Here is an 18,982-nt window from a genome sequence, read left to right on the forward strand (position 1 = left end):
CCGAAGTCCAGGCCACCGCCCTCTCCCGCCAGACAGCAGGCGGAAACGGGACGGATCAAACCGGGAACGTCGCTGGTTTGAACAACGACGCTCTGGTGCCCTCGGCAGGATTCGAACCTGCGACACTCCGCTTAGGAGGCGGATGCTCTATCCCCTGAGCTACGAGGGCGTTCGACGGGGACCAAGGTTATCGGGCGGCCCGGCGCGGATCGAATTCCCGGTCAGGCCGTCCCGCCCAGCCGCCTCCGTCAGGCCGTCGAGTTGCCGGTGGCGATGATCGTGCCCTGGGCCGCCGCGCACAGGGTCGCGGTGCCGTCGTCGTCGTGCACGGTCAGATCGCAGCGGCAGGTCGCCTGGCGACGTGACGTGTGGATGACGTGGGCGCGGGCGATCAACCGCGCGCCGGAGGCCGGACGCAGGTAGCTGATGGTCAGCCCGCTGGTGAGGACGGACGGGCCGAGTGAGCTGCCGCCGGCGAACGTGATGGCGTTGTCGGCGGCGTAGGCGAGCACGCCACCGTGCAGGTAACCATCCTGTTGTAGCAGGTCGTCGCGGATGTCCAACTCCAGCGTGGCCTCGCCGCGCCCGAACGACGTCAGGCGGGTGCCCAGCAGAGTGCTGAACGGCTGACCCTCCAGCACTTTGGTGGCCAGCTCCAGCGTCACGCCTGTCGCGTCATACGTCATCGAGCAGTCTCCGATCCCTGGGTTGTGACGGCCTCAGTACTTCATACCCAACGCGTCGTGCACGTGCTGAAGTGTCTGCTCAGCGTCGGCGGTGGCCTTCTCTGCGCCGGCGTGCAGGACAGCGGGGACGATGCCGGGGTCGGCCGCGAGCTCGGCCCGGCGCCGGCGGATCGGTCGCAGATGCTCGTTGACGACCTCGGTGACGTGCGCCTTGAGCGCCGACGCGCCGCGGGAACCGATGTCGTCGGCCACCTCGTGCGGGCTGCGCTCGGTCACGAGAGCAGCCATCATGAGCAGCGAGGACACCCCGGGACGCGAATCCGGGTCATAGGTGATCCGGCGGTCGGCGTCCGTGACGGCCCGCCGGATCAGCCGCGCCGTCACGTCCTCGGTGGCCCGGATCTCGATGGCGTTGTTGCGGCTCTTGCTCATCTTCCGGCCATCCACGCCGAGCAGCCGGGGCGCCGGCGACAACAGCGCCTGCGGCTCGGTGAAGACCTGGCGGCCGCCGGCGTAGCGGTCGTTGAACCGCCGGGCGATGAGCCGGGTCTGCTCGACGTGCGGCAGCTGGTCGTCGCCGACGGGGACCAGGGTGCCGTGACAGAAAAGAATGTCGGCGGCCTGGTGTACCGGATAGGTGAGCAGCAGCCCGCTGATGGACGAGATCCCGGCCGCTTCCGCCTCCTCCTTCACGGTCGGGTTGCGCTGCAGTTCGGCGACCGACACCAAGGAGAGAAACGGCAGCATCAACTGGTTGAGGGCACGGATTTGGCTGTGCGGGAAGATGGTGGTGCGCTCGGAGTCCATGCCGACGGCGAGGTTGTCCAGGACGACCTCGCTGACGTTGGCGGCGATCTCGCCGGGCGACTGCCGGTCGGTGATGACCTGATAGTCGGCGACGACCAGATAGGTGTCGACGCCGAGACTCTGTAGCCGGACGCGATTGCGCAGGGTGCCGAAGTAGTGGCCCAAGTGCAATGGTCCCGTGGGCCGGTCACCGGTCAAGACGCGGTGGCTGGCGGGATCGGCCGCGACGGCCGACTCGTCGGCGATCAGGGCGGTGGATTGAGCTGGTTCGACGGTCATGACGGTGGTCTCCTGGCGGTGTCGATGCCGCCGCGAACCAGCGGATGTCCTCGCGTGCAGCGGCCGCCGGTGCGGCGGCCGTGCAATGGACGTGCTGACTCAGGCCGCCGGTGCCGGCAGCCACCACGAGGGCACGAGGACGTTCATCCTTGCAGACTACCTGAGCGCAGCTCAGCCCAGCGCCGAACAGTCCGCGCCCAGCTCGTTCAGCCCGGTCACGATGGCGGCGGTCAGGTCCGCCGCTTCGGCCAGGTGCGGCGCAGTGACCTCGGCCGTCCCGTCGACCAACGCGCTCCACTGGCTGGATGCGCGCTCGCCGGTGGAGAGGAGCTCGTCGATGGCGGGGTCGTCGGCCGGCGCGCGAAGCTCGTCGATACCGCTGGCCAGCGCCTGGGTGCCGGCCGCAACGTCGGCGAGGTTGTCGGGCGCGGTACGCGCCGGGGCGCCCTCGGTCATGATCGGATGCTCACCCGCGACGTCGGAGCACACCTGGGTCGCCGAAGCCACCCAGTCGCTGCGCGTCGCAGTGCCGTCGTCAAGACCTCCGCTGCTGATCACGGCGATCAAACCCGCTGCTGCGGCCAGGACCAGCAGCACCGACGTCAGTGCGAGGGTCATCGCGCCGCGACGTGGCGGCGGGCGATGCGTGACCGACGAGGACACGTCCTCGAGCAGCTTCACTCCACTACCTCCCATCAGCAGCCGACGCGGCCGTCACTGTAACTCGCCATGATGCGCCCTCGTGGGCGGATCGACCACACTGGTCCCACTCGGCTCGGCCTGCCTGCACCGTTCTCGCCCGCTCTCGAACTAGTCTCAGCCTGGTGAGGTATCCGGCCCCGACCCAGCATCTGCCGTGAGTACGCTGCGATCCGAAGCCGCCGCTCCGGCTCCGACCCGCACGGAGCTGGTGACCCAGGCTGTCGAGCAGTGGAGCAAGGACGTCTCCGCCCTGGGCGGACGCGACCCGCTGCTGTCGTATCGAGACCTCAAGGTCGGCACCCTCGACCTCGCTGCCGCTGAGCCAGAGGCGCGCAAGGCCCTGCTCGCCGGCACGCCGGTCGTCATCTCCAAGCTCTTCCCGTACGAGCCGCTTCGGACGTCGGCGTTGCGTTCGGTCCGCGCCATCCGAGACAAGACGCGTGAACTGAGTGAGGAACGCGGCCTGCCGGCCTGCTTCCTGGCCGTGGGCATCGCGACGTGGGCCAATCCGTTCGCCGCGCGCCGGCCGACGGCGCCGGTGATGCTGCGCCCAGCCACCGTGACCGCGCGTGACCCGGCCGAGACCGACTTCGTCATCACCATCGCCGACGACCCGTTCGTCAACCCCGTGCTGTTGCACGCCCTGGACATCCAGCTCGGCCTGCGCTTCGACGCGGACGACCTGCGTGATCCGGCGGGCCGGCTGCGTTATGCCACGCTGGTCGAACGGCTACGCGAGTTCGCTCCGCCGCACGTGGTCGACGGGTTCTCGATCGCTCACCGGGCGGTGCTGGCCACCTTCACCACCGCGCCGCTCGCCCTGACCAACGATCTCGCGGCCTTCGGCGTCAGCCTGCAGTCCCACGACGTGGTGTCCGCGCTGGCCGGGCATGCGCCTTCGGTGTCGGCCCTCGCCCAGCCGAGTGAGCCCGTCGAACCGCGATTCACGGTGCTCGACACCGACGCCGAGCAGGATGCCGTCGTGGCCGCGGTGGCTGGTGGGGGACACCTGCGCGTTCAGGCAGCTCCAGGAACGGGACGGACGCAGACGGTGGCGGCCTTGGTCGCCGAGCTGGTCGGTCGCGGGCAACGCGTGCTCGTCGTCGGACAGAAGCGCGCGACCCTGAACAGCCTGGTGGACCGGCTCGCCTCGGTCGGCCTGGACGAGTTGGTACTCGACGCCGGGCGTACCGGCCCCGCCGAGGCTGTCGCGCAGATCGTCGGGACCGCCCAGCGCCTCGCCGCCGACGAAACCACCGAAAGCGACGACCCGCCGGCGGCCACGGCGGCCAAGCCAGCTGCAGCGCTGGACGCCTACCACCAGGCGTTGCACAAGGTGCGCCCGCCCTGGCGCACGTCGGCCTACCAGGCCATGGTGCACGTCGCGACCGCGCCCGAGCATGCGCGAACCCCGGCGCGCATCGCGCCTGATGCCCTCACCGCGGCCGGACGTACCGACACGGTACGAGCGAGGCTGCGTGAGTACGCCGACCTGGAGGGGCTCACGCTCGGGCACAGTACGTCGCCCTGGTACGGCTCGGAGGTCGCATCGGCCCAGGAAGCCACCGAACTGTTGTACACCGCCACGGAGTTGCGCTCACGCCACCTGCCGGGCCTGCGTGACTCCGCCACTCGCGCGGCCGTCGAAGTCGGTCTGGCCGGCCCGGGCACCGTCGCCGAATGCCTCGAGGTCGTCGACCTCCTCGCCGCGGTCGCCGCAACCATCGACACCTTCGGCGCGCAGATCTGGGACGAGCCGCTCGACGACCTCGCCGCTGCGACCGGTGACCGCGCGTACCGGTCCGAGACGTCGAGCACCCTCGGCTTTCTCGCCCGCCGCAGGCTGCGTCGTCATCTCGCCGAACTCGTCGGCCCGGGCCGGCACGAGCGCCATCACCTGCATTCGCAGCTGCTCGCCGCCCGGACCCAATTGGCCACCTGGCGTGAACGCTCCCGCGACAGCAAGCCGCCGCGCACCGGGCCGCACTTGCCCGACGCCGTCGAGGCGGCCGCCGCTGTCCGCCGCGAGCTGGGCGTCCTGGAACAGGGCAACCCGAGAACCTCCGACCTGGTGGATCTCCCGGTCGGCATGGCCGCCAAGCGCCTGGACGAGCTCATCGGGGACGAACGGCACCTGCGTTCGCTGCCGCGGCTGTATGCCCTGCAGGCGGACCTTTCGGCGGCCGGCCTGGACGACGTCATCGCCGAGCTACGCCGCCGCGAGGCCGGAGCGAAGCAGGTCGAGGACGTGTTCGACTACGCGTGGCATGCGTCGCTGCTGGACCTGTGGCGCCGCGACGACACCGTGCTCGGCGGGTTCGACCGGGAAGAGCACGAGCGGATCATCGACGAGTTCTGTGCCGCCGACGTCGCCGACCTCGAAGCCGGTGCCGCCCAGGTGTTGAAAGCCAGGCACCGGACGTTCACCGCCACCGCCGAGGAGCACGAGGGCCAGGCCGCGGTGCTGACCGGCTTCAGCGGCGACGGTGCCCCGGCGACACCCCGAGAGCTGGTCGAGCAGGCGCCGGAGGTCGCTCTGGCCGCGGTGCCGTGCTGGGTCGTCTCGCCGTTGACCGTCACCGAGGCGTTGCCGCCACGCCAGTTGTTCGACGTGGTCATCGTCGAAGACGCCGGCCGGTTGGCCGTCGCTGAATCCATCGCCTGTCTGGCCCGGGGCGAACGGCTGGTGTTGATGGGCGACGACGAGGTCGCGCGAGCAGCGTTCAGCACGGCCGTCGAACCCGCGCCCGACCCGGACGAGCACGAGGGCCCCTGGGCGCAGGACCCGCCGGCCTCCGTGGTCGACATGCTTCGCGGGGTACTCCCCGAACGGTCCCTGACCGGGCAGTACCGCGTCCGCGACCACCGGCTGGTCGGATTCGCCGCGAAGACGGTCTACTCCGGGCGGCTGACCACGGTTCCCGGTGTCGGCGGGCAGGGCCGCCTCTCGCTCGACGTGGTCGAGGCGACACCGGTGGCCGACGACCCGGTCGACAGCTCGTCGGCCGAGGTGGAACGCGTCGTGGAGCTGATCCTGACGCACGTGCGCACCCGCCCGCACGAGAGCCTCGGTGTGGTCACCCTGGGGCCACGCCACGCGGAGCGGCTGGACACCGCGCTGCGCCACGCGCTGATCCGGGCTCCCGAGGTCGCCACGTACCTCCGGGGTGATCGCTCCGAGCCGTTCTTCATCAAGGACGTCGAGCAGGTCAGCGGCGACGTCCGCGACACCGTGATCCTCAGCCTCGGCTACGGCCGGTCGGTCGACGGGCGCATCCTCTACCGCTTCGGCGCGCTCGGCCGTCCCGGCGGGGAACGACGGTTGACCGCGGCGACGACGTGCGCGCGGGAACGGTTGACCGTCGTGGCCACGTTCAGCGCGGACGACCTCAGCCCGCGTCGGCTGACCACGCCCGGCAGCCAGGCGCTCGGAGAGTTCCTGACCTACGTTCAGAAAGACCAGAACACCGTCGAGGAACACCACGACGACCGGCACGACGCTGACGCGCTGGCCGCCGTCGTGGCCGAACGGCTGCGCGCTGACGACATCCCGGCCCGGGTGGTGACGGGGTACGGCGGAGCGGGAGGCGTCGCCGTGGCCGTGTCGCATCCCACCCGGCGCGACCGGTTCGTCCTGGCGGTCGAGACCGACGGCGCCGCCTACGCCGCCCGAACCGACACGCGGGTCCGCGAACGACTGCGCCCGGCGCAGCTGCGCCGGCTCGGCTGGAACGTGCATCGCGTCTGGTCGGCCGCCTGGGCGAGCGACCCGGACGGTGAGGTTGCGCGGTTGCGCGCGGCCTACGAGCAGGCCGTCGCCGACGCCGACGCCTACGACTGGGCGGTGGCTGCGGCCGAAGCCGACATCGTCGCGGGGATGCCCGCCGACGAGGTCACCGAAACCGAGCCGACCGAAGCCGAGTCGACTGAAACCGAGGCGACCGACGCCGAAGCCGACGAGCCGGCCGAGGACGGCGAGCGAACCGGCGCCGACGAGGCCGCCTCCGACGACCTCCCGCGGCGTTCGGGCACGCGGCCGTTGCTGGTCCGGGGTCGCTCGGTCAGCGAGTACACCGGCCGGGAGCTGGCCGCGTTGGCCCGCTGGGTGGAATCGGACGGGCTGGCTCGCCCCGAGGACGACGTCGCCGACGCGCTCGCCATGGAGCTCGGCATCTCACCGGACGACGCGCGCACGACCGACGTCCTGCGCCACGCCGTGCGGGTGGCGCGTGCCGGGGCGCCGGCGTTGTGATCTCGATCGGCGGTTCGCGCCAAATGATGGCCGGACCCGGCCATCGGTGTTCTACGCTGGTGGCCTAGTCGGCTGAGAATCAGGGGGCGATATTCGTGCGTGTCGCCGAGATCATGACCGGTGCCGCTGTGACCGACTCGACCACCGGCACGCTGCGCAGCGCGGCCGAGACGATGTGGCGCCAGCAGACCGGCTCACTCGTCATCGTCGACGGGTCCACCATCGTCGGAATCGTCACCGAGCGCGACATCCTCCGGGCCATCGCGCGCGGCGCCGATCCCGACACCGAGTCCATCGAATCGGTCATGTCGACCGAGTTGATCACGGTGTCGTCGGACACCTCGGTGCGCGAGGCTGCGCGAATGATGGCGCAGAACTGGATTCGTCACCTGCCGATCGTGGAAGACGGAAAACTCGTCGGCATGCTCAGCCAGCGGGACGTGACCGGCGTGTTCGCGGCGTTGTGGCACGAGTCGGGCGTACCCGAGGTCGACGTCGACAGCCTGGTTCGTGAACGCCGACTGGCTCGTATCGAAGTCGGCGACCTCGATTGACCCAGGCAGGAGACGCTGATGAGCACCGGGCCCGAGTGGGACGACGACTTCGAGGTGCTGCCCGACGTCACGACCGACGAGTCCCCGAGCGGCTGGGGCGACGGCGACGACTCCAACGACGAGCGGCTGCTCGCGGAGCGCCCGCCGCACTGGTCCTGACCGCGAGCGTCAGACGCGGCGTCGGCGCAGCTCGTCGCGGATCTCGCGCAGCAGGACGACGTCCTCGGTGGGTTCTTCGACTTCCTCGGGGAGCGCGCGGCGCTCGCGCATGTTGTTGATCGGCATCACGATCACGAAGTACACTGCAGCCGCGACTACCAGGAAGTTGAACGTCGCGGCGAGGATCAACCCGATGGAGAAGTCGGCGTCGTTGATGGTGAAGTTGCCGACCTGGGTGAGATCGGGCTCCCCGAAGATGGCCGCGACCAGCGGATTGATGAAACCGTCGACGACGGCGTTGATGATCTGGGTGAACGCCGCGCCGATGACGACGGCGACAGCGAGGTCGACGACGTTGCCGCGGCTGACGAATTCCTTGAATCCCGTGAGCACGGTGCACCTCTCGTGTCCAGACCGGTCAGAGCGGATCACACGCTAGTCGATGACCGCCCACGCCGTCGGGATTTGAGCGTGAACGACAGCCGCGAGGTGACGGCCGCGGCGGCGAGGTCGCCGGCCTGTTCCGGTGCGACCGCCACCAGGATCAGGGCGCCGTCGGCGGCAGCGCCACCCGCGGCGGTGAGTGAGAGCACGGGCACGTCGGGCGCCAGCACCTGGGCCGGTGCCAGGCCGTCGACGGTCGTCGCCAGGATGTCCACCCGGTCGCCGGGGCGGACATAGCCGACGGCCCCGGCGTCGGCGATGCGCACCGGGGCCGCCACCAGATCCGCGCCGAAGCCGTCGAGCAGCCCGGGCCCGAGGACTCGTCGGTCGGTGATCGGCTCGCCGGCGCGCACCGGCCCGGCGAGAACCCGCCCTTCGAGATCGTCGCCGAGCACGCCGGTGGGCACGGACCCGGGCGCGAAGCTCGCCGTGGTCACGTCGTCGGCCGCGATGACCGTGCCGCCGCCGAGGTCGTGGGCGGCCACGGTGACCTCGACGCGCGGTGGCGGCGCCGGTGACGCGGCCTCGATGCCCAGGGCCATGGCCGCCGCGGCGACCCCGCCGGCCAGAAGCCGACGATGCCACGACGCCGTGGTGACGATCCGTTTCGCGGCGGCACGCATGCTGTCCATGCGTGCGACGCTAGGCGCGCCGGACCGTCGTCGGGCGGTTGTCCACAGGCGAAGATCGAGTTATTTCGGTCGGGACGGCTCAGGCTGCGGGAGTGCTGGCGGTCGACTTCGACCCGGACGACGAATCCGACTTCGACGACGAGTCCGACGCGGACGAATCGGAGCCACTCGACGAGCTCGACGACGAGTCTTTGGAGCTGGACGATTCGCTGCTGGCCGACTTCTTGGCACCGTCGCCGCCGCTGCGGCTGTCGTTGCGGTAGAAGCCCGATCCCTTGAACACCACGCCCACGGCGGAGTAGACCTTGCGCAGCCGGCCTGCGCAGGCGGGGCACTCAGTCAGGGGATCGTCGGTGAAGCTCTGGACCGCCTCCAGCGATTCGCCGCATTCGGTACAGGTGTATTGGTACGTGGGCACTCGTGGTCCTCCTGGATCCGGTGGCGGAGTTAGCACTCTCAACCCTCGACTGCCAATGATGCGCCTTCGAGGGGTGGATTGTCCACGTGAGCGGTCCCACGCCTCGTCGCGAGCGGGTCTCAGGTGTGCACGGTGTGGACGACGCCGGCCGCGGCGACCGCCCACAGCACGCTGCCGAGCGTGCCGATGATGAACCGTTCGGAGGCCGGTGGCCGATTCAACTCCGGGTACCGGCCCAAGCCCTTGATGCCCAGGATCAGCGCCAGGCCCTCGGGCCAGCCGGCCAGCAGCGTGGTCACCACGGCGATGCGCTCGAGGACGCCGATCGACGCGCCGCCGCGCAGCGTGCGTGGGTCGGAGACGTCCGCGACGCTCGCAGGTTCGTCGTCGTGGCCGGCGGCGAGGTTCAGGCGATCACGCCGATCGCGGCGGTCGGCGATACGAAGCATGGCGGTCGCGACGAGCCCGCCGGTCGAGGCCGCCACGGCGACGCCGGTGGCGCTGGCGACGTGGCCGAGGGTGTCGCCACTCTCGGAGCCGCCGAGGCCGAACAGGGCGGCTACGCCCAGCAACAGCACAGGTACGGCAGCCAGCGCCACGAACGTCGGGGTACTGAAGGAGCGCCGCTCGACGAGCAGCCAGATCACCAGGCCGGCGAGCGCAGTCGCGCCGAGCAGCACCACGGCGATGACGTTCACAACCCCGACCTCCTCAACCGGTATCGGCGTCGGCGAGCAGTCGCACGAGCACCGGGCGGACCTGTTGCTCCTGATGCCACAGCGCTACGGTGAGTCGCTGGCCCACGGCCTGGCGGCTGACGCCCAGCCGCTCGGCCGCCTCGGCGAGGGTATACCCCTGTTCCACCAGGGCGATGGCTTCCCACCCGGCTGCGCTGCGGCGGGCACTCACCGCGGCGAGCAGCGTCAGGACGGCGTCGGCGTCGGCGGCGGGGCGAGCGCCCCCGATGACGGCGACGTGGTCGGGGCGTTGCTTGGCTTCGTCCAAGGCGGCGCGAGCCCGGACGAAGGCAGGCCCGCGGGCGGCGCGGGTGCTCGCGGGCAGCGGTTCTTCGACCGGCCCGATGCCGACCCCGATGCTCCACGCCCCCCTGCGCACCAGCATGAGCACGGCATCGAGGACGGCCGCGGCATCGTCGAGCAGCCCTTGGAACTCGTCGCCGGCCGTGCGTTCGAACGACAGGACCGGTTTCGGCACCAGGGTCTGGATCTGGTCGAGAGCCTCGTCGACGAGGTCGCGCTCGCGCTGGCTTCCGCGCTGGTCGACCGTGAGGACGTAGGGCATGAACGCAAGGGTAGAACCTGTCATGAGGATAGGCAAGGACAGAGCCTTTACATCGCAGATCAAAGGTCTGAGCCTTTCTTGGCGTGAGCCCGCCCATTCTCGGTGTTCGGCGCGTCGCCTACGCTGTCTCGGTGACCCGCCGCCGTATCGTCATCTCGTTCTCGGTCGTGGCGAGTCTGGTCGTGCTGGCGCTCGTGGCGGCGACGGTGTTGAGCGTGTGGTCGGTGCGCAGGGCGTTTCCCGACTACGACGGCCGCGACTATGTGCCCAGGCTCACCGCCGAGGTCGAGATCGTCCGCGACGAGCACGGCATCGCCCACATCTACGCCGACACCCCCGAAGACCTGTTCCGCGCCCAGGGCTATGTGCACGCGCAGGACCGGTTCTGGCAGATGGACGTTCGCCGCCACATCACCGCCGGCCGGCTGTCCGAGCTGTTCGGGGCGGACCAGGTCGAGACCGACACGTTCGTGCGCACCCTGGGCTGGCGGCGAACCGCGGGCCAGGAACTGCCGCTGATCCGGCCCGAGACGCGCCGCTACCTCGACTCCTATGCTGACGGCGTCAACGCGTGGATGACCGGACGTTCCGGCGGCGAGTTCGGCGTGGCCTACACCTTGCTGGGGCTGCTCGGCGGGGACGACTCACCGGAGGACTGGGCGGCCATCGACTCCCTGAGCTGGCTGAAGGCCATGGCTTGGGATCTGCGCAGCAACCTCGAGGACGAGATCACCCGGGCGCTGCTCGCCGCCGAGTTGCCGGTCGAGCGGGTCGAGCAGCTGTATCCGGAGTGGTCTGCCGACGTCGGCGAGCCGATCGTCGACGACGAATACGTCGACCCGACCCCGCCGAGCGAACTGGTCGGTATGGACGGTCAGCCGGTGCTAGCCGAATCCGTACCGGCGCTGCGCGCGGCCGCGGCACAGCTCGACGCGGCGCCGGCCCTGTTGGGTGACGGGCCCGGCATCGGGTCCAACTCGTGGGTTGTGGACGGTTCGCATACTGCGTCCGGCACACCGTTGCTGGCCAATGACCCACATCTGGCGCCCACCATGCCGTCCACGTGGTATCAGGTGGGGCTGCATTGCCGCGAGGTGAGCCAGGCCTGCCCCTTCGACGTCACCGGCTACTCCTTCGCCGGGCTGCCAGGCGTGGTCATCGGCCACAACCAGAACGTGGCCTGGGGATTCACCAACCTGGGTGCGGACGTCACCGACCTCTATCTCGAACAGGTCCAGGGTGACACGTATCTCTCCCGCGGGTCCTGGGTGCCGATGGAGACGCGCGAAGAGACGATCAAGGTGGCCGGCGGCGACGACGTCACCATCACGGTCCGCTCCACCGCCCACGGCCCGCTGCTGTCCGATCACGACGAACGCATCAGAGATGTCGGCGACGAATACGCCGTCGCGCTGCGCTGGACGGCGCTCGATCCGGGCCGTACCGCCGACGCGCTGTTCGCACTGAACCGCGCCCACGACTGGGCGTCACTTCGTGCGGCGGCGTCGACGTTCGAGGTACCTGCGCAGAACATCGTCTACGCCGACGTCAACGGCAACATCGGCTACCAGGCGCCCGGACGGATCCCGGTCCGCCGCGCGGGCGATGGCCGCTACCCCGTTCCGGGTTGGACCGGCGAGTACGACTGGGCCGGATTCGTCCCCTTCGACGAGCTACCCAACATGCTCAACCCATCGCAGGGCTACATCGTCACCGCGAACCAGCCGGTCACCAGCGATCGCTACCCGTTCCTGCTCGGTGCCGACTTCGACGCCGGACAGCGCGCTGGGCGGATCAACGAGTTGCTCGCCGCCGCCATCGAGTCCGGCGAGGAGCTCGACGCCGACACGATGGTCGAGATCCAGATGGACACGCACAGCGCGGCGGCCGACATCCTGATGCCGTACCTGCGCGAGCTCGAGGCGCCGAGCGGGTACTACGGCGACGGGCTACGCCTGCTCGACGACTGGGACCACGCCATGGACCCGGACTCCGCGGCGGCGGCCTACTTCAACGCCGTCTGGCGCAACGTGCTCGAGTTGACCTTCCACGACGACCTGCCCGAACAGTTCCGTCCACACGGCCAGGGCCGCTGGTTCGAAGTCGTCCGAGAACTGTTGGAGCATCCCCGCGACGCGTTCTGGGACGACGTGAACACCGACGATGTCGTCGAAGATCGCGACCTGATCCTCATCGCGGCGGTGCGTGAGGCACGCGACGAGATGACGGTGCGGCAGGGTAAGGACGCCTCGGCGTGGGAGTGGGGGCGCCTGCACGCGTTGACGCTCACCGAGCAGACCTTCGGCACGTCCGGTCTCGGCGCGATCGAGTGGCTGTTCAACCGTGGACCGTACGACGTCGGCGGCGGCCCGTCGATCGTGCAGGCCACCGGATGGGACGCAGCCGAGGGCTACGAGACGGTCTGGGTGCCGTCCATGCGCATGATCGTCGATCTCGGTGACTTGGACGCCTCCCGCTGGATCGACCTGACCGGCGTCAGCGGGCACCCGTTTCACGAGCACTACCACGATCAGACCGAACTGTGGCGCACCGGCGGCACGCTGCCGATGCGCTCGAGCGAGGACGCCGTGCGCGACACGGCGGAGCACACCTTCACGCTCGTCCCCGTGGACACCGAGACCCGCCCGCCGTGATGGCCGGACTGTCCGTGATCACGCCGCTGTCTTGGCGGCGCCCACCGATGCGCCCGGCACGAGCGTGGGCTCCACGGACGTGAACTCGGCGGGTTCCTTCCCGCGTACCTTGGCGGCGATGTAATCCGTTGCTGCCGTGGCATGCGCGGCCAAATGAACGTCGACGGTGGTCAAGATCGGCGAGGAGTACAGCGACATACGCGTTCGGCCCAGTCCCATGACCGAAACGTCACTCGGCACGCTCTTCCCGATCGACTGGGCGCCACTGATCGCTCCGACGGCGATCGAATCCGCCGCGGCCAGAATCCCGGTGATCTCCGGCTGTCGTGTCAACAGTTCTGCCGTGGCCACGCTCCCGGACTCCGGCGCGTAGTCGGCGTACTTCACGTGCACCGTGACCCCGGCCTCGCGCAGCGTCTTCTCCATCCCGCGAAGCCGTTGGGTGGTGGTCTCGCTGTTCGGCGGTCCGGTGAGGATGCCCACGCGGTGGTGGCCGTGGTCGATGAGATGACGGGCCATGAGCCCGCCCACCGTCTCGTTGTCGACGGTGAACGCCGGGACGTCGACCAACCGGGGCGACAACGTCACGACGATGACACCCGCGGCAGTGATCTGGTTGACCAAGCCGGTGAATTCCTCGGCATGAGTGCGCTGGTCGAAACCCCCACCGGCGATGATCAACCCGTCGACCCGCTGCTCCCACAGCTGGCGGCAATGCTTGAGTTCCAACTTCGCTGATCGCTGCATGTTGGAGACGATCGCCATCATCGAATGCGCTTCTTCAGCGCGAACCGTCACCGATTCCGCGATCTCCGCGAAGTATGGGTCCAGCATCTCGCCGATGACACAGCCGATGGTGTTTCCGCTTCCGCGACGCAGATTGCGCGCCACCATGTTCGGAACGTAGTTCAGTTCGGCGGCGGCCTGGTGAACCCGCTGGGCCAGCTCCTTGTTCACCGTCGGCTCCGAACGCAGCACCCGGGCCGCGGTAGCCAGCGAGACCCCAGCCCGCTCGGCGACGTCGGTGACAGTTGCCTGTTTGCCGCCCCGACCGCGGCGTGCCATCAGCCAACCCCCATGTCATCCAACACGAACCATTCCCCAGCGTAACTGCGCACGTCAGCGACCCTTGAACTGCGGAGCCCGGCCTTCGGCAAACGCACGTCTCCCTTCTACTCGATCTTCGGTGTCGCGGAGGTTGCCCCAGACGAACAGCTCCAGTTCGAGGGCCGAGGCCAAGGGCATGGCCAGACCTTCGCGGACGACACGTTTGATGGCGCGTACGGCCAACGGGCCGTTGCGGGCTATCCGGTGGGCGATTTCTCGGGCTCGAGGCAGCAGGCGCTCGGCGGACTCCACCTCGCTGACCAGGCCGGATTCCAAGGCCTTGGCCGCGTTGATGCGGTCACCGGTCAACAGCATCTGCATGGCCAAGGACAGCGGAACAGCGCGGGGGAGATGCTGTGTCCCGCCGCCGCCGGGAATGGTGCCGTGCTGAACTTCGGCCAAGCCCAGCTCGGCATTCTCCGATGCCAACCGGATATCACAGGCCAGCGCCATCTCCAGGCCGCCGCCGATCGCGTAACCATTGATCGCGCAAATGATCGGCTTGTCGGTGTTCATGCCGGTCAACAGATGTTGAGATGTGGTGGAGTTGAACGTCAGCTCGGCAAAGCTCTCTTTCGGCGGCATGGTGCGCTTGAGGTCAGCCCCGGCACAGAACGCCTTGGTGCCGGCACCGGTCACCAGGGCGACGCGGATATCAGGGTCGGATCCGACCCGTCGCCACGCCTGTTGCAAGTCCTGGCGCATCTCGGCATCAATCGCATTGAGCGCCTCGGGGCGATTCAAGGTGATCTCGGCAACGCCATCGGACACTGACATTTCGACGGGCACGTTTTCTCCTTCGTCAGATCACACGGACTACCGCGATGGTGGGAATCGTCGTTTCAGCCGCCGGGTGTCGCGACATTGTCGGCTGGCAGCAGTCCTGCTTGTACCAGAGCTTCACGGATGGCGAGCTTGCGCTGCTGTGACACCGGAACAGCGGGAGGCCGGACCCGCGACGACGGAATCTGACCGAGTTGGACCAGCGCCTCTTTCGTGGCACTGGCCTCACTTTCCAGCCCTCGGGGGACCTGGTTCTCGAACACCGCATCCATCAGCGGAAGGCACGATCGAACGAACAGGTCGCGAGCTTGCTCCAACGGGCACTCGTCGACGAGCCGCAAGAACTCGGCCCACAGCGCCGGCTCGATCGCGCCGATGCCGATCAGCGCGCCGTGTGACCCGTGAATCAGCATGCCGAGCAGTCCCGGAGCATCCGTGGCCGCCAACACCCGGGTCTTGGTCGACAAGGTGTCCCACAGTTCGGTGTAGGTCGCCACATCGACCGAGGCGGCTTTGACGGCGACGACATGCTCGAGATCGGCCAGGCGGGACAGGACCGGAAGCGGATACGCCACGCCGGTGAAGTCCGGATATTGATGAACCACCATGGGCAACCCGACCCGCTTGTCCAGTTCGGCGAAGAAGTGCAGGACCGAGTCCGGGTTCGTGGCCAGCCGCCGATAGGGACGCACGTCGATGGGGGGCATCACCAACAGGCCGTCGGCGCCTGCTGCTTTGGCGCGTAGTCCTTGATCGACGAGGTCGTCGACGTGGTAGCCGACGATGCCCGCATAGGTCACCTGACTGTCGGTACAGACCGACTTCGCTGCTGACACGATGGTGGTTCGTTCTTCGGCGCCAAGAGCGAGGATTTCCCCGATGTGACCGTTCACGACCAATCCGCGTACACCTGGAGCTGCTGCGGTCGCACCGAGATGCGCTTCGAGCGCAGGAAAGTCGACCTGCATGTCAGCGTTGAACGGTGTCACGGTGGCCGGCAAGAGGCCCGCGGGCTCTGTTGCGTTCATAGTGGGAAAGCTCCTCACGCGTGTTGTGGGACGAGGCGGTGTCAGCTCCGAGGTCTGCGTACGAGCTCTCAAACGGGGGCCGCCACGGTGGCTGACTCGCTCACTGCCTGGGCGCTGTGACCTTCTACTCGGCCACGGACCACCCGGCAGGTGTCCGCAGCGGCGGTCACGAAGACCCGGTCACCTCGGGGGCGGTCGCAGGCCGGCACGGTGGCGGTCAACCTGACGTTGCCGACGTGCAGGCTGTACAGGACGTGCTCACCGAAGTAGGTCACGTTCTCGACTCGTGCCTCCCAACAGTTGGGGCCCGGGGCTTCGGTGGAGCCGACGCGCAACGACCCCGGGCGGATGAGAACCGATGATTGGCTCGCCTCGCCGACGTCAGTGGCAACGGGGGCGGAGTCCGCACAGGTGATGTCGCCGAGCTCGGTCACCGCGACGATCGCGTTCCCGGTCCGGCGAAGCGCCGAGACCGGGAGCAGATTCACCGGGCCGATGAAGTCGGCGACGAACACGTCCGCAGGCTGTTCGTAGATCTCTTCGGGCGTACCAGCCTGTACCACCACGCCGTCACGCATCACCAGGATGCGATCGGACAGCGACAACGCCTCCTCACGGTCGTGCGTCACATACAGCGCGGCAAAGCCCAATCGTTGTTGCAGTTCTCGCAGCTCGATCCGCATCCGCTCACGCAGTTTGGCGTCGAGGTTGCTCAGCGGCTCATCGAACAGCAGCAGGTCCGGCTCGTAGACCAGGGTGCGCGCGAGCGCGACTCGCTGTTGTTGACCCCCACTGAGCTCCGACGGGTATCGCTGCGACAGGTGGGCGCAGTCCATGATCTCGAGGATGCGGGCCACGCGGTCGTTGATCTCACGATGACGCGACTTGTCGTGCTTCCCGACGCCATGCCGCAGTGGGAAGCCGACGTTCTCGGCTACCGTCATGTGTGGCCAGACGGCGTAGGACTGGAACACCATGCCCAAGCCACGACGCTCCGGCGGCACGTAGGTACTGGTCGCCGAGGAGTAGACGGTCTGACCGGCGATCTCGATCGTGCCGCTGGTGGGCGTCTCCAGTCCGGCGATGGCCCGCAACGTCGTCGTCTTCCCACAGCCGCTCGGTCCCAGAAGGCACACGAACTCACCGCGGTCCAGCGTCAGGTCGAGATCGTGGACCGCTGCGACCGTCGTGCCGTTCGAGACGAATTCCTTGTTGAGTCCTTGGACACGCACTACCGACATGGTCAGCTCCCTGGGTTGGTTGGCGTGGCGGACAGGTCTGCGGTCGGCTCCCACTGGACCAGCGTGAACTCCGGGGACGAGCCGGCCGGGGCGAATCGGGCCGACATCGGCATGTCCATGACGAGGGCGCTGGGCTCCGCGCCCACGATCGTCCCCATCAACCGCACCGGAGCGTCATCCAGCGCGACGATGCCCACCGCGTAGGGCACCTCGTGATAGCCCGGTGCCGTGGCCCGGCCGACGACGGTCCAACTGAACAAGGTGCCGTGCGGTTGATGCTCGGCCCAGGCGGACTCCGTGCTCCGGCAGTGGGGGCACACCGACCGGGGCGGCCAGTTCACGCGTTCGCAACCGCTGCAGCGGGGCAGGACCAGCTTGCCTTCGGCGGCGCCGGCCCAATACGGCTGGAACAGCGGATCTTCCAGATCCGGCGCAGGAACGTCACGCAGATCCATCGTGCCTCCCCAGAACAGTGATCGATCCGTCACCGAGGTTTCCCCAGCCGGTGATGGCGACATGACGAGCGCCGGATACCTGCCGCGGGCCGCACTCGCCACGGAGTTGACGCGTCGCCTCGACGATGTGATTCAGACCCACCATGTGTCCTTCGGACAGCAGGCCGCCGTGGGTGTTGACCGGGAGTTTCCCGCCCAACCGGATGCCGTCTTCGAGAATGAGCCGCCCGATGGTGTCCGGCGTGGCGAAGCCGGCAGCTTCCAACTGGTGCGCCACTTCGAAGGTGAAGCAGTCGTAGACCATCGCCGCGTCCATGTCGTCCGGACCCAGTGAGATCGAGTCCCACAGCCGAGCAGCTGCCTTCTCCAGCCCTACGTGGAGGAACGGGTCCCGGTTGGTGATGTCGTCCGGGGGATCGGCGTGACCTTCCTCGGTGGCGAGGATCTTCACCGCCGGCCGTTGACCGTCTGTCCCGGGCTGCGCCGAGACCACGACCGCGCACGCTCCGTCGGTCTCCAGGCAACAGTCGTAGAGCCAGTACGGGTCGGCGATCACTCGGCCGGAGAGATACTCGTCCATGTCCAGCGTCCGCTCGTACATCTGAGCGTCCGGGTTGAGATTGGCGTGCGCCCGTGCGGCCAGCGCGATCTCCGCCAGATGTTCGCGGGTCAGCCCGTGTTCGTGCATGTAGCGCCGGCACAGGAAGGCATAGCGCTGGGCAGGCGTGTTGCAGCCGGCGACGTACTCCAACTGGGTCCGGAACTGTTGCGACGGCAGGAACGACCTGCGCTTGGCCTTACGCGGCCCGGAGTTCCCTTTGATGGCGCGCACCAGAAGGACGTTCGTCGCCGCGCCGTTGAGGACGTACAGCGAGGCCATCTGCAGCGCGGACACAGCGCTGGCACCACCGATGTCGATGATGGCGCGCAGTTTGACGTCCGGCAGCCTCAGTTGCGCGATCACTTCGTCGGTGCCGATGTGGCCGTGGTAGACGATGATGCCGTCGATGTCGGAGACCGCGATCCCCGCGTCCGCCGCGGCAGCATCGATCGCCGTGACGGCCAGCGCCTCCACCGACTGGTCGGCCTTCTTGACGTATCTGGTGTTCCCCACGCCGCGGACATAGGCCGCGTTGTTGCTGTTCATAGTGCTCACCTTCCGAATACCGCACGGGCATCGACGGCGACTGCTCCGGTGCCGTTGACCATGACGGGGTTCACGTCGGCCTCCAGCAGTTCGTCGCCGTGGTCGAGACCCCACTGGGCGAATCGCTGTACGACGTCGATGAGCGCGTCGCGGTTGCCCGCCTCGGCGCCGCGGTAGCCCGCCAGCAGCCGACTCAGGACCGGATGTGAATCGATCATCGCCGCGATCCTGCTGGAGACCGTGGGGAGAACGGCGGCGTTCACGGCCGGGAAGAGTTCGGCCTGGGTGCCGCCGACGCCGAGGACGAGCAGCAGTCCGAAGGCGGGATCGCG

Annotated in this window: 19 protein-coding genes and 1 tRNA gene; 4 read left to right on the forward strand and 16 right to left on the reverse strand. The window is 68.7% G+C overall.

The window, feature by feature from the left end:
• Positions 1-93: 93 nt before the first annotated feature.
• The 4 genes from M6444_RS08280 to M6444_RS08295 all read right to left on the reverse strand — a co-directional run bounded on the left by M6444_RS08280 (position 94) and on the right by M6444_RS08295 (position 2,453).
• Positions 94-169, reverse strand: a tRNA-Arg gene (locus tag M6444_RS08280).
• A gap of 79 nt (positions 170-248) precedes the next feature.
• The gene (locus M6444_RS08285; protein ID WP_298325430.1) at positions 249-686 is read right to left on the reverse strand and encodes a PaaI family thioesterase; all 438 of its coding nucleotides are present in this window, start codon (positions 684-686) and stop codon (positions 249-251) included.
• Between the two features lie 33 nt (positions 687-719).
• Positions 720-1,772 (reverse strand): tryptophan--tRNA ligase, encoded by a 1,053-nt coding sequence (trpS, locus tag M6444_RS08290; protein WP_298325434.1) that lies wholly within the window; start codon positions 1,770-1,772, stop codon positions 720-722.
• Between the two features lie 171 nt (positions 1,773-1,943).
• Complete coding sequence (locus M6444_RS08295) at positions 1,944-2,453, reverse strand: hypothetical protein (protein WP_298325437.1); 510 nt, start codon at positions 2,451-2,453, stop codon at positions 1,944-1,946.
• A gap of 175 nt (positions 2,454-2,628) precedes the next feature.
• On the opposite strand from M6444_RS08295, the gene M6444_RS08300 reads away from it, so the two are divergent.
• The 3 genes from M6444_RS08300 to M6444_RS08310 all read left to right on the forward strand — a co-directional run bounded on the left by M6444_RS08300 (position 2,629) and on the right by M6444_RS08310 (position 7,439).
• Positions 2,629-6,726 (forward strand): DUF4011 domain-containing protein, encoded by a 4,098-nt coding sequence (locus tag M6444_RS08300; RefSeq protein ID WP_298325441.1) that lies wholly within the window; start codon positions 2,629-2,631, stop codon positions 6,724-6,726.
• A 95-nt stretch (positions 6,727-6,821) separates the two neighbouring features.
• A complete protein-coding gene (locus M6444_RS08305; protein WP_298325444.1) occupies positions 6,822-7,280 on the forward strand; it encodes a CBS domain-containing protein in 459 nt (152 codons plus the stop codon).
• 18 nt (positions 7,281-7,298) lie between these two features.
• Entirely contained in the window at positions 7,299-7,439 is a 141-nt protein-coding gene (locus M6444_RS08310; protein ID WP_298325448.1) for a hypothetical protein, read from the forward strand.
• 9 nt (positions 7,440-7,448) lie between these two features.
• On the opposite strand, the gene mscL is transcribed toward M6444_RS08310, so the two are convergent.
• From mscL to M6444_RS08335, 5 genes are all read right to left on the reverse strand, one after another.
• Positions 7,449-7,832: a large conductance mechanosensitive channel protein MscL gene (gene mscL / locus M6444_RS08315; protein ID WP_298325451.1), complete on the reverse strand. Its 384-nt coding sequence runs from the start codon at positions 7,830-7,832 to the stop codon at positions 7,449-7,451.
• Between the two features lie 35 nt (positions 7,833-7,867).
• Positions 7,868-8,515 (reverse strand): Flp pilus assembly protein CpaB, encoded by a 648-nt coding sequence (gene cpaB / locus M6444_RS08320; RefSeq protein ID WP_298325454.1) that lies wholly within the window; start codon positions 8,513-8,515, stop codon positions 7,868-7,870.
• Positions 8,516-8,594: 79 nt separating this feature from the next.
• On the reverse strand, positions 8,595-8,933 hold the full coding sequence (locus M6444_RS22935) for an FmdB family zinc ribbon protein (RefSeq protein ID WP_363326286.1): 339 nt from the start codon (positions 8,931-8,933) through the stop codon (positions 8,595-8,597).
• A 119-nt stretch (positions 8,934-9,052) separates the two neighbouring features.
• A complete protein-coding gene (locus M6444_RS08330) occupies positions 9,053-9,631 on the reverse strand; it encodes a hypothetical protein (RefSeq protein WP_298325458.1) in 579 nt (192 codons plus the stop codon).
• Between the two features lie 13 nt (positions 9,632-9,644).
• A complete protein-coding gene (locus tag M6444_RS08335) occupies positions 9,645-10,235 on the reverse strand; it encodes a hypothetical protein (protein WP_298325461.1) in 591 nt (196 codons plus the stop codon).
• Between the two features lie 131 nt (positions 10,236-10,366).
• Here M6444_RS08335 and M6444_RS08340 point away from each other — a divergent pair, with 131 nt between their 5' ends.
• A complete protein-coding gene (locus M6444_RS08340; protein WP_298325463.1) occupies positions 10,367-12,889 on the forward strand; it encodes a penicillin acylase family protein in 2,523 nt (840 codons plus the stop codon).
• 18 nt (positions 12,890-12,907) lie between these two features.
• On the opposite strand, the gene M6444_RS08345 is transcribed toward M6444_RS08340, so the two are convergent.
• The 7 genes from M6444_RS08345 to M6444_RS08375 all read right to left on the reverse strand — a co-directional run.
• Positions 12,908-13,954 carry a LacI family DNA-binding transcriptional regulator gene (locus M6444_RS08345; protein ID WP_298325466.1) on the reverse strand — a complete coding sequence of 349 codons (1,047 nt, stop codon included), beginning with the start codon at positions 13,952-13,954 and terminating at the stop codon, positions 12,908-12,910.
• 54 nt (positions 13,955-14,008) lie between these two features.
• Entirely contained in the window at positions 14,009-14,785 is a 777-nt protein-coding gene (locus M6444_RS08350) for an enoyl-CoA hydratase/isomerase family protein (RefSeq protein WP_298325469.1), read from the reverse strand.
• A gap of 53 nt (positions 14,786-14,838) precedes the next feature.
• Positions 14,839-15,807, reverse strand: a complete 969-nt coding sequence (locus M6444_RS08355) for a dihydrodipicolinate synthase family protein (protein WP_298325470.1) — start codon at positions 15,805-15,807, stop codon at positions 14,839-14,841.
• Between the two features lie 68 nt (positions 15,808-15,875).
• On the reverse strand, positions 15,876-17,048 hold the full coding sequence (locus M6444_RS08360; protein ID WP_298325473.1) for an ABC transporter ATP-binding protein: 1,173 nt from the start codon (positions 17,046-17,048) through the stop codon (positions 15,876-15,878).
• A gap of 2 nt (positions 17,049-17,050) precedes the next feature.
• Positions 17,051-17,503, reverse strand: a complete 453-nt coding sequence (locus M6444_RS08365; protein WP_298325476.1) for a zinc ribbon domain-containing protein — start codon at positions 17,501-17,503, stop codon at positions 17,051-17,053.
• Positions 17,490-18,650, reverse strand: a complete 1,161-nt coding sequence (locus M6444_RS08370) for a thiolase family protein (RefSeq protein WP_298325478.1) — start codon at positions 18,648-18,650, stop codon at positions 17,490-17,492. The genes M6444_RS08365 and M6444_RS08370 overlap by 14 nt, the downstream gene beginning before the upstream one ends.
• Before the next feature lie 5 nt (positions 18,651-18,655).
• Positions 18,656-18,982: acetate--CoA ligase family protein (locus M6444_RS08375; RefSeq protein ID WP_298325481.1), on the reverse strand; the 327-nt coding region annotated here is incomplete at its 5' end.

This window comes from Haloactinopolyspora sp. (genome assembly GCF_027324685.1).
GTDB lineage: Bacteria > Actinomycetota > Actinomycetes > Jiangellales > Jiangellaceae > Haloactinopolyspora.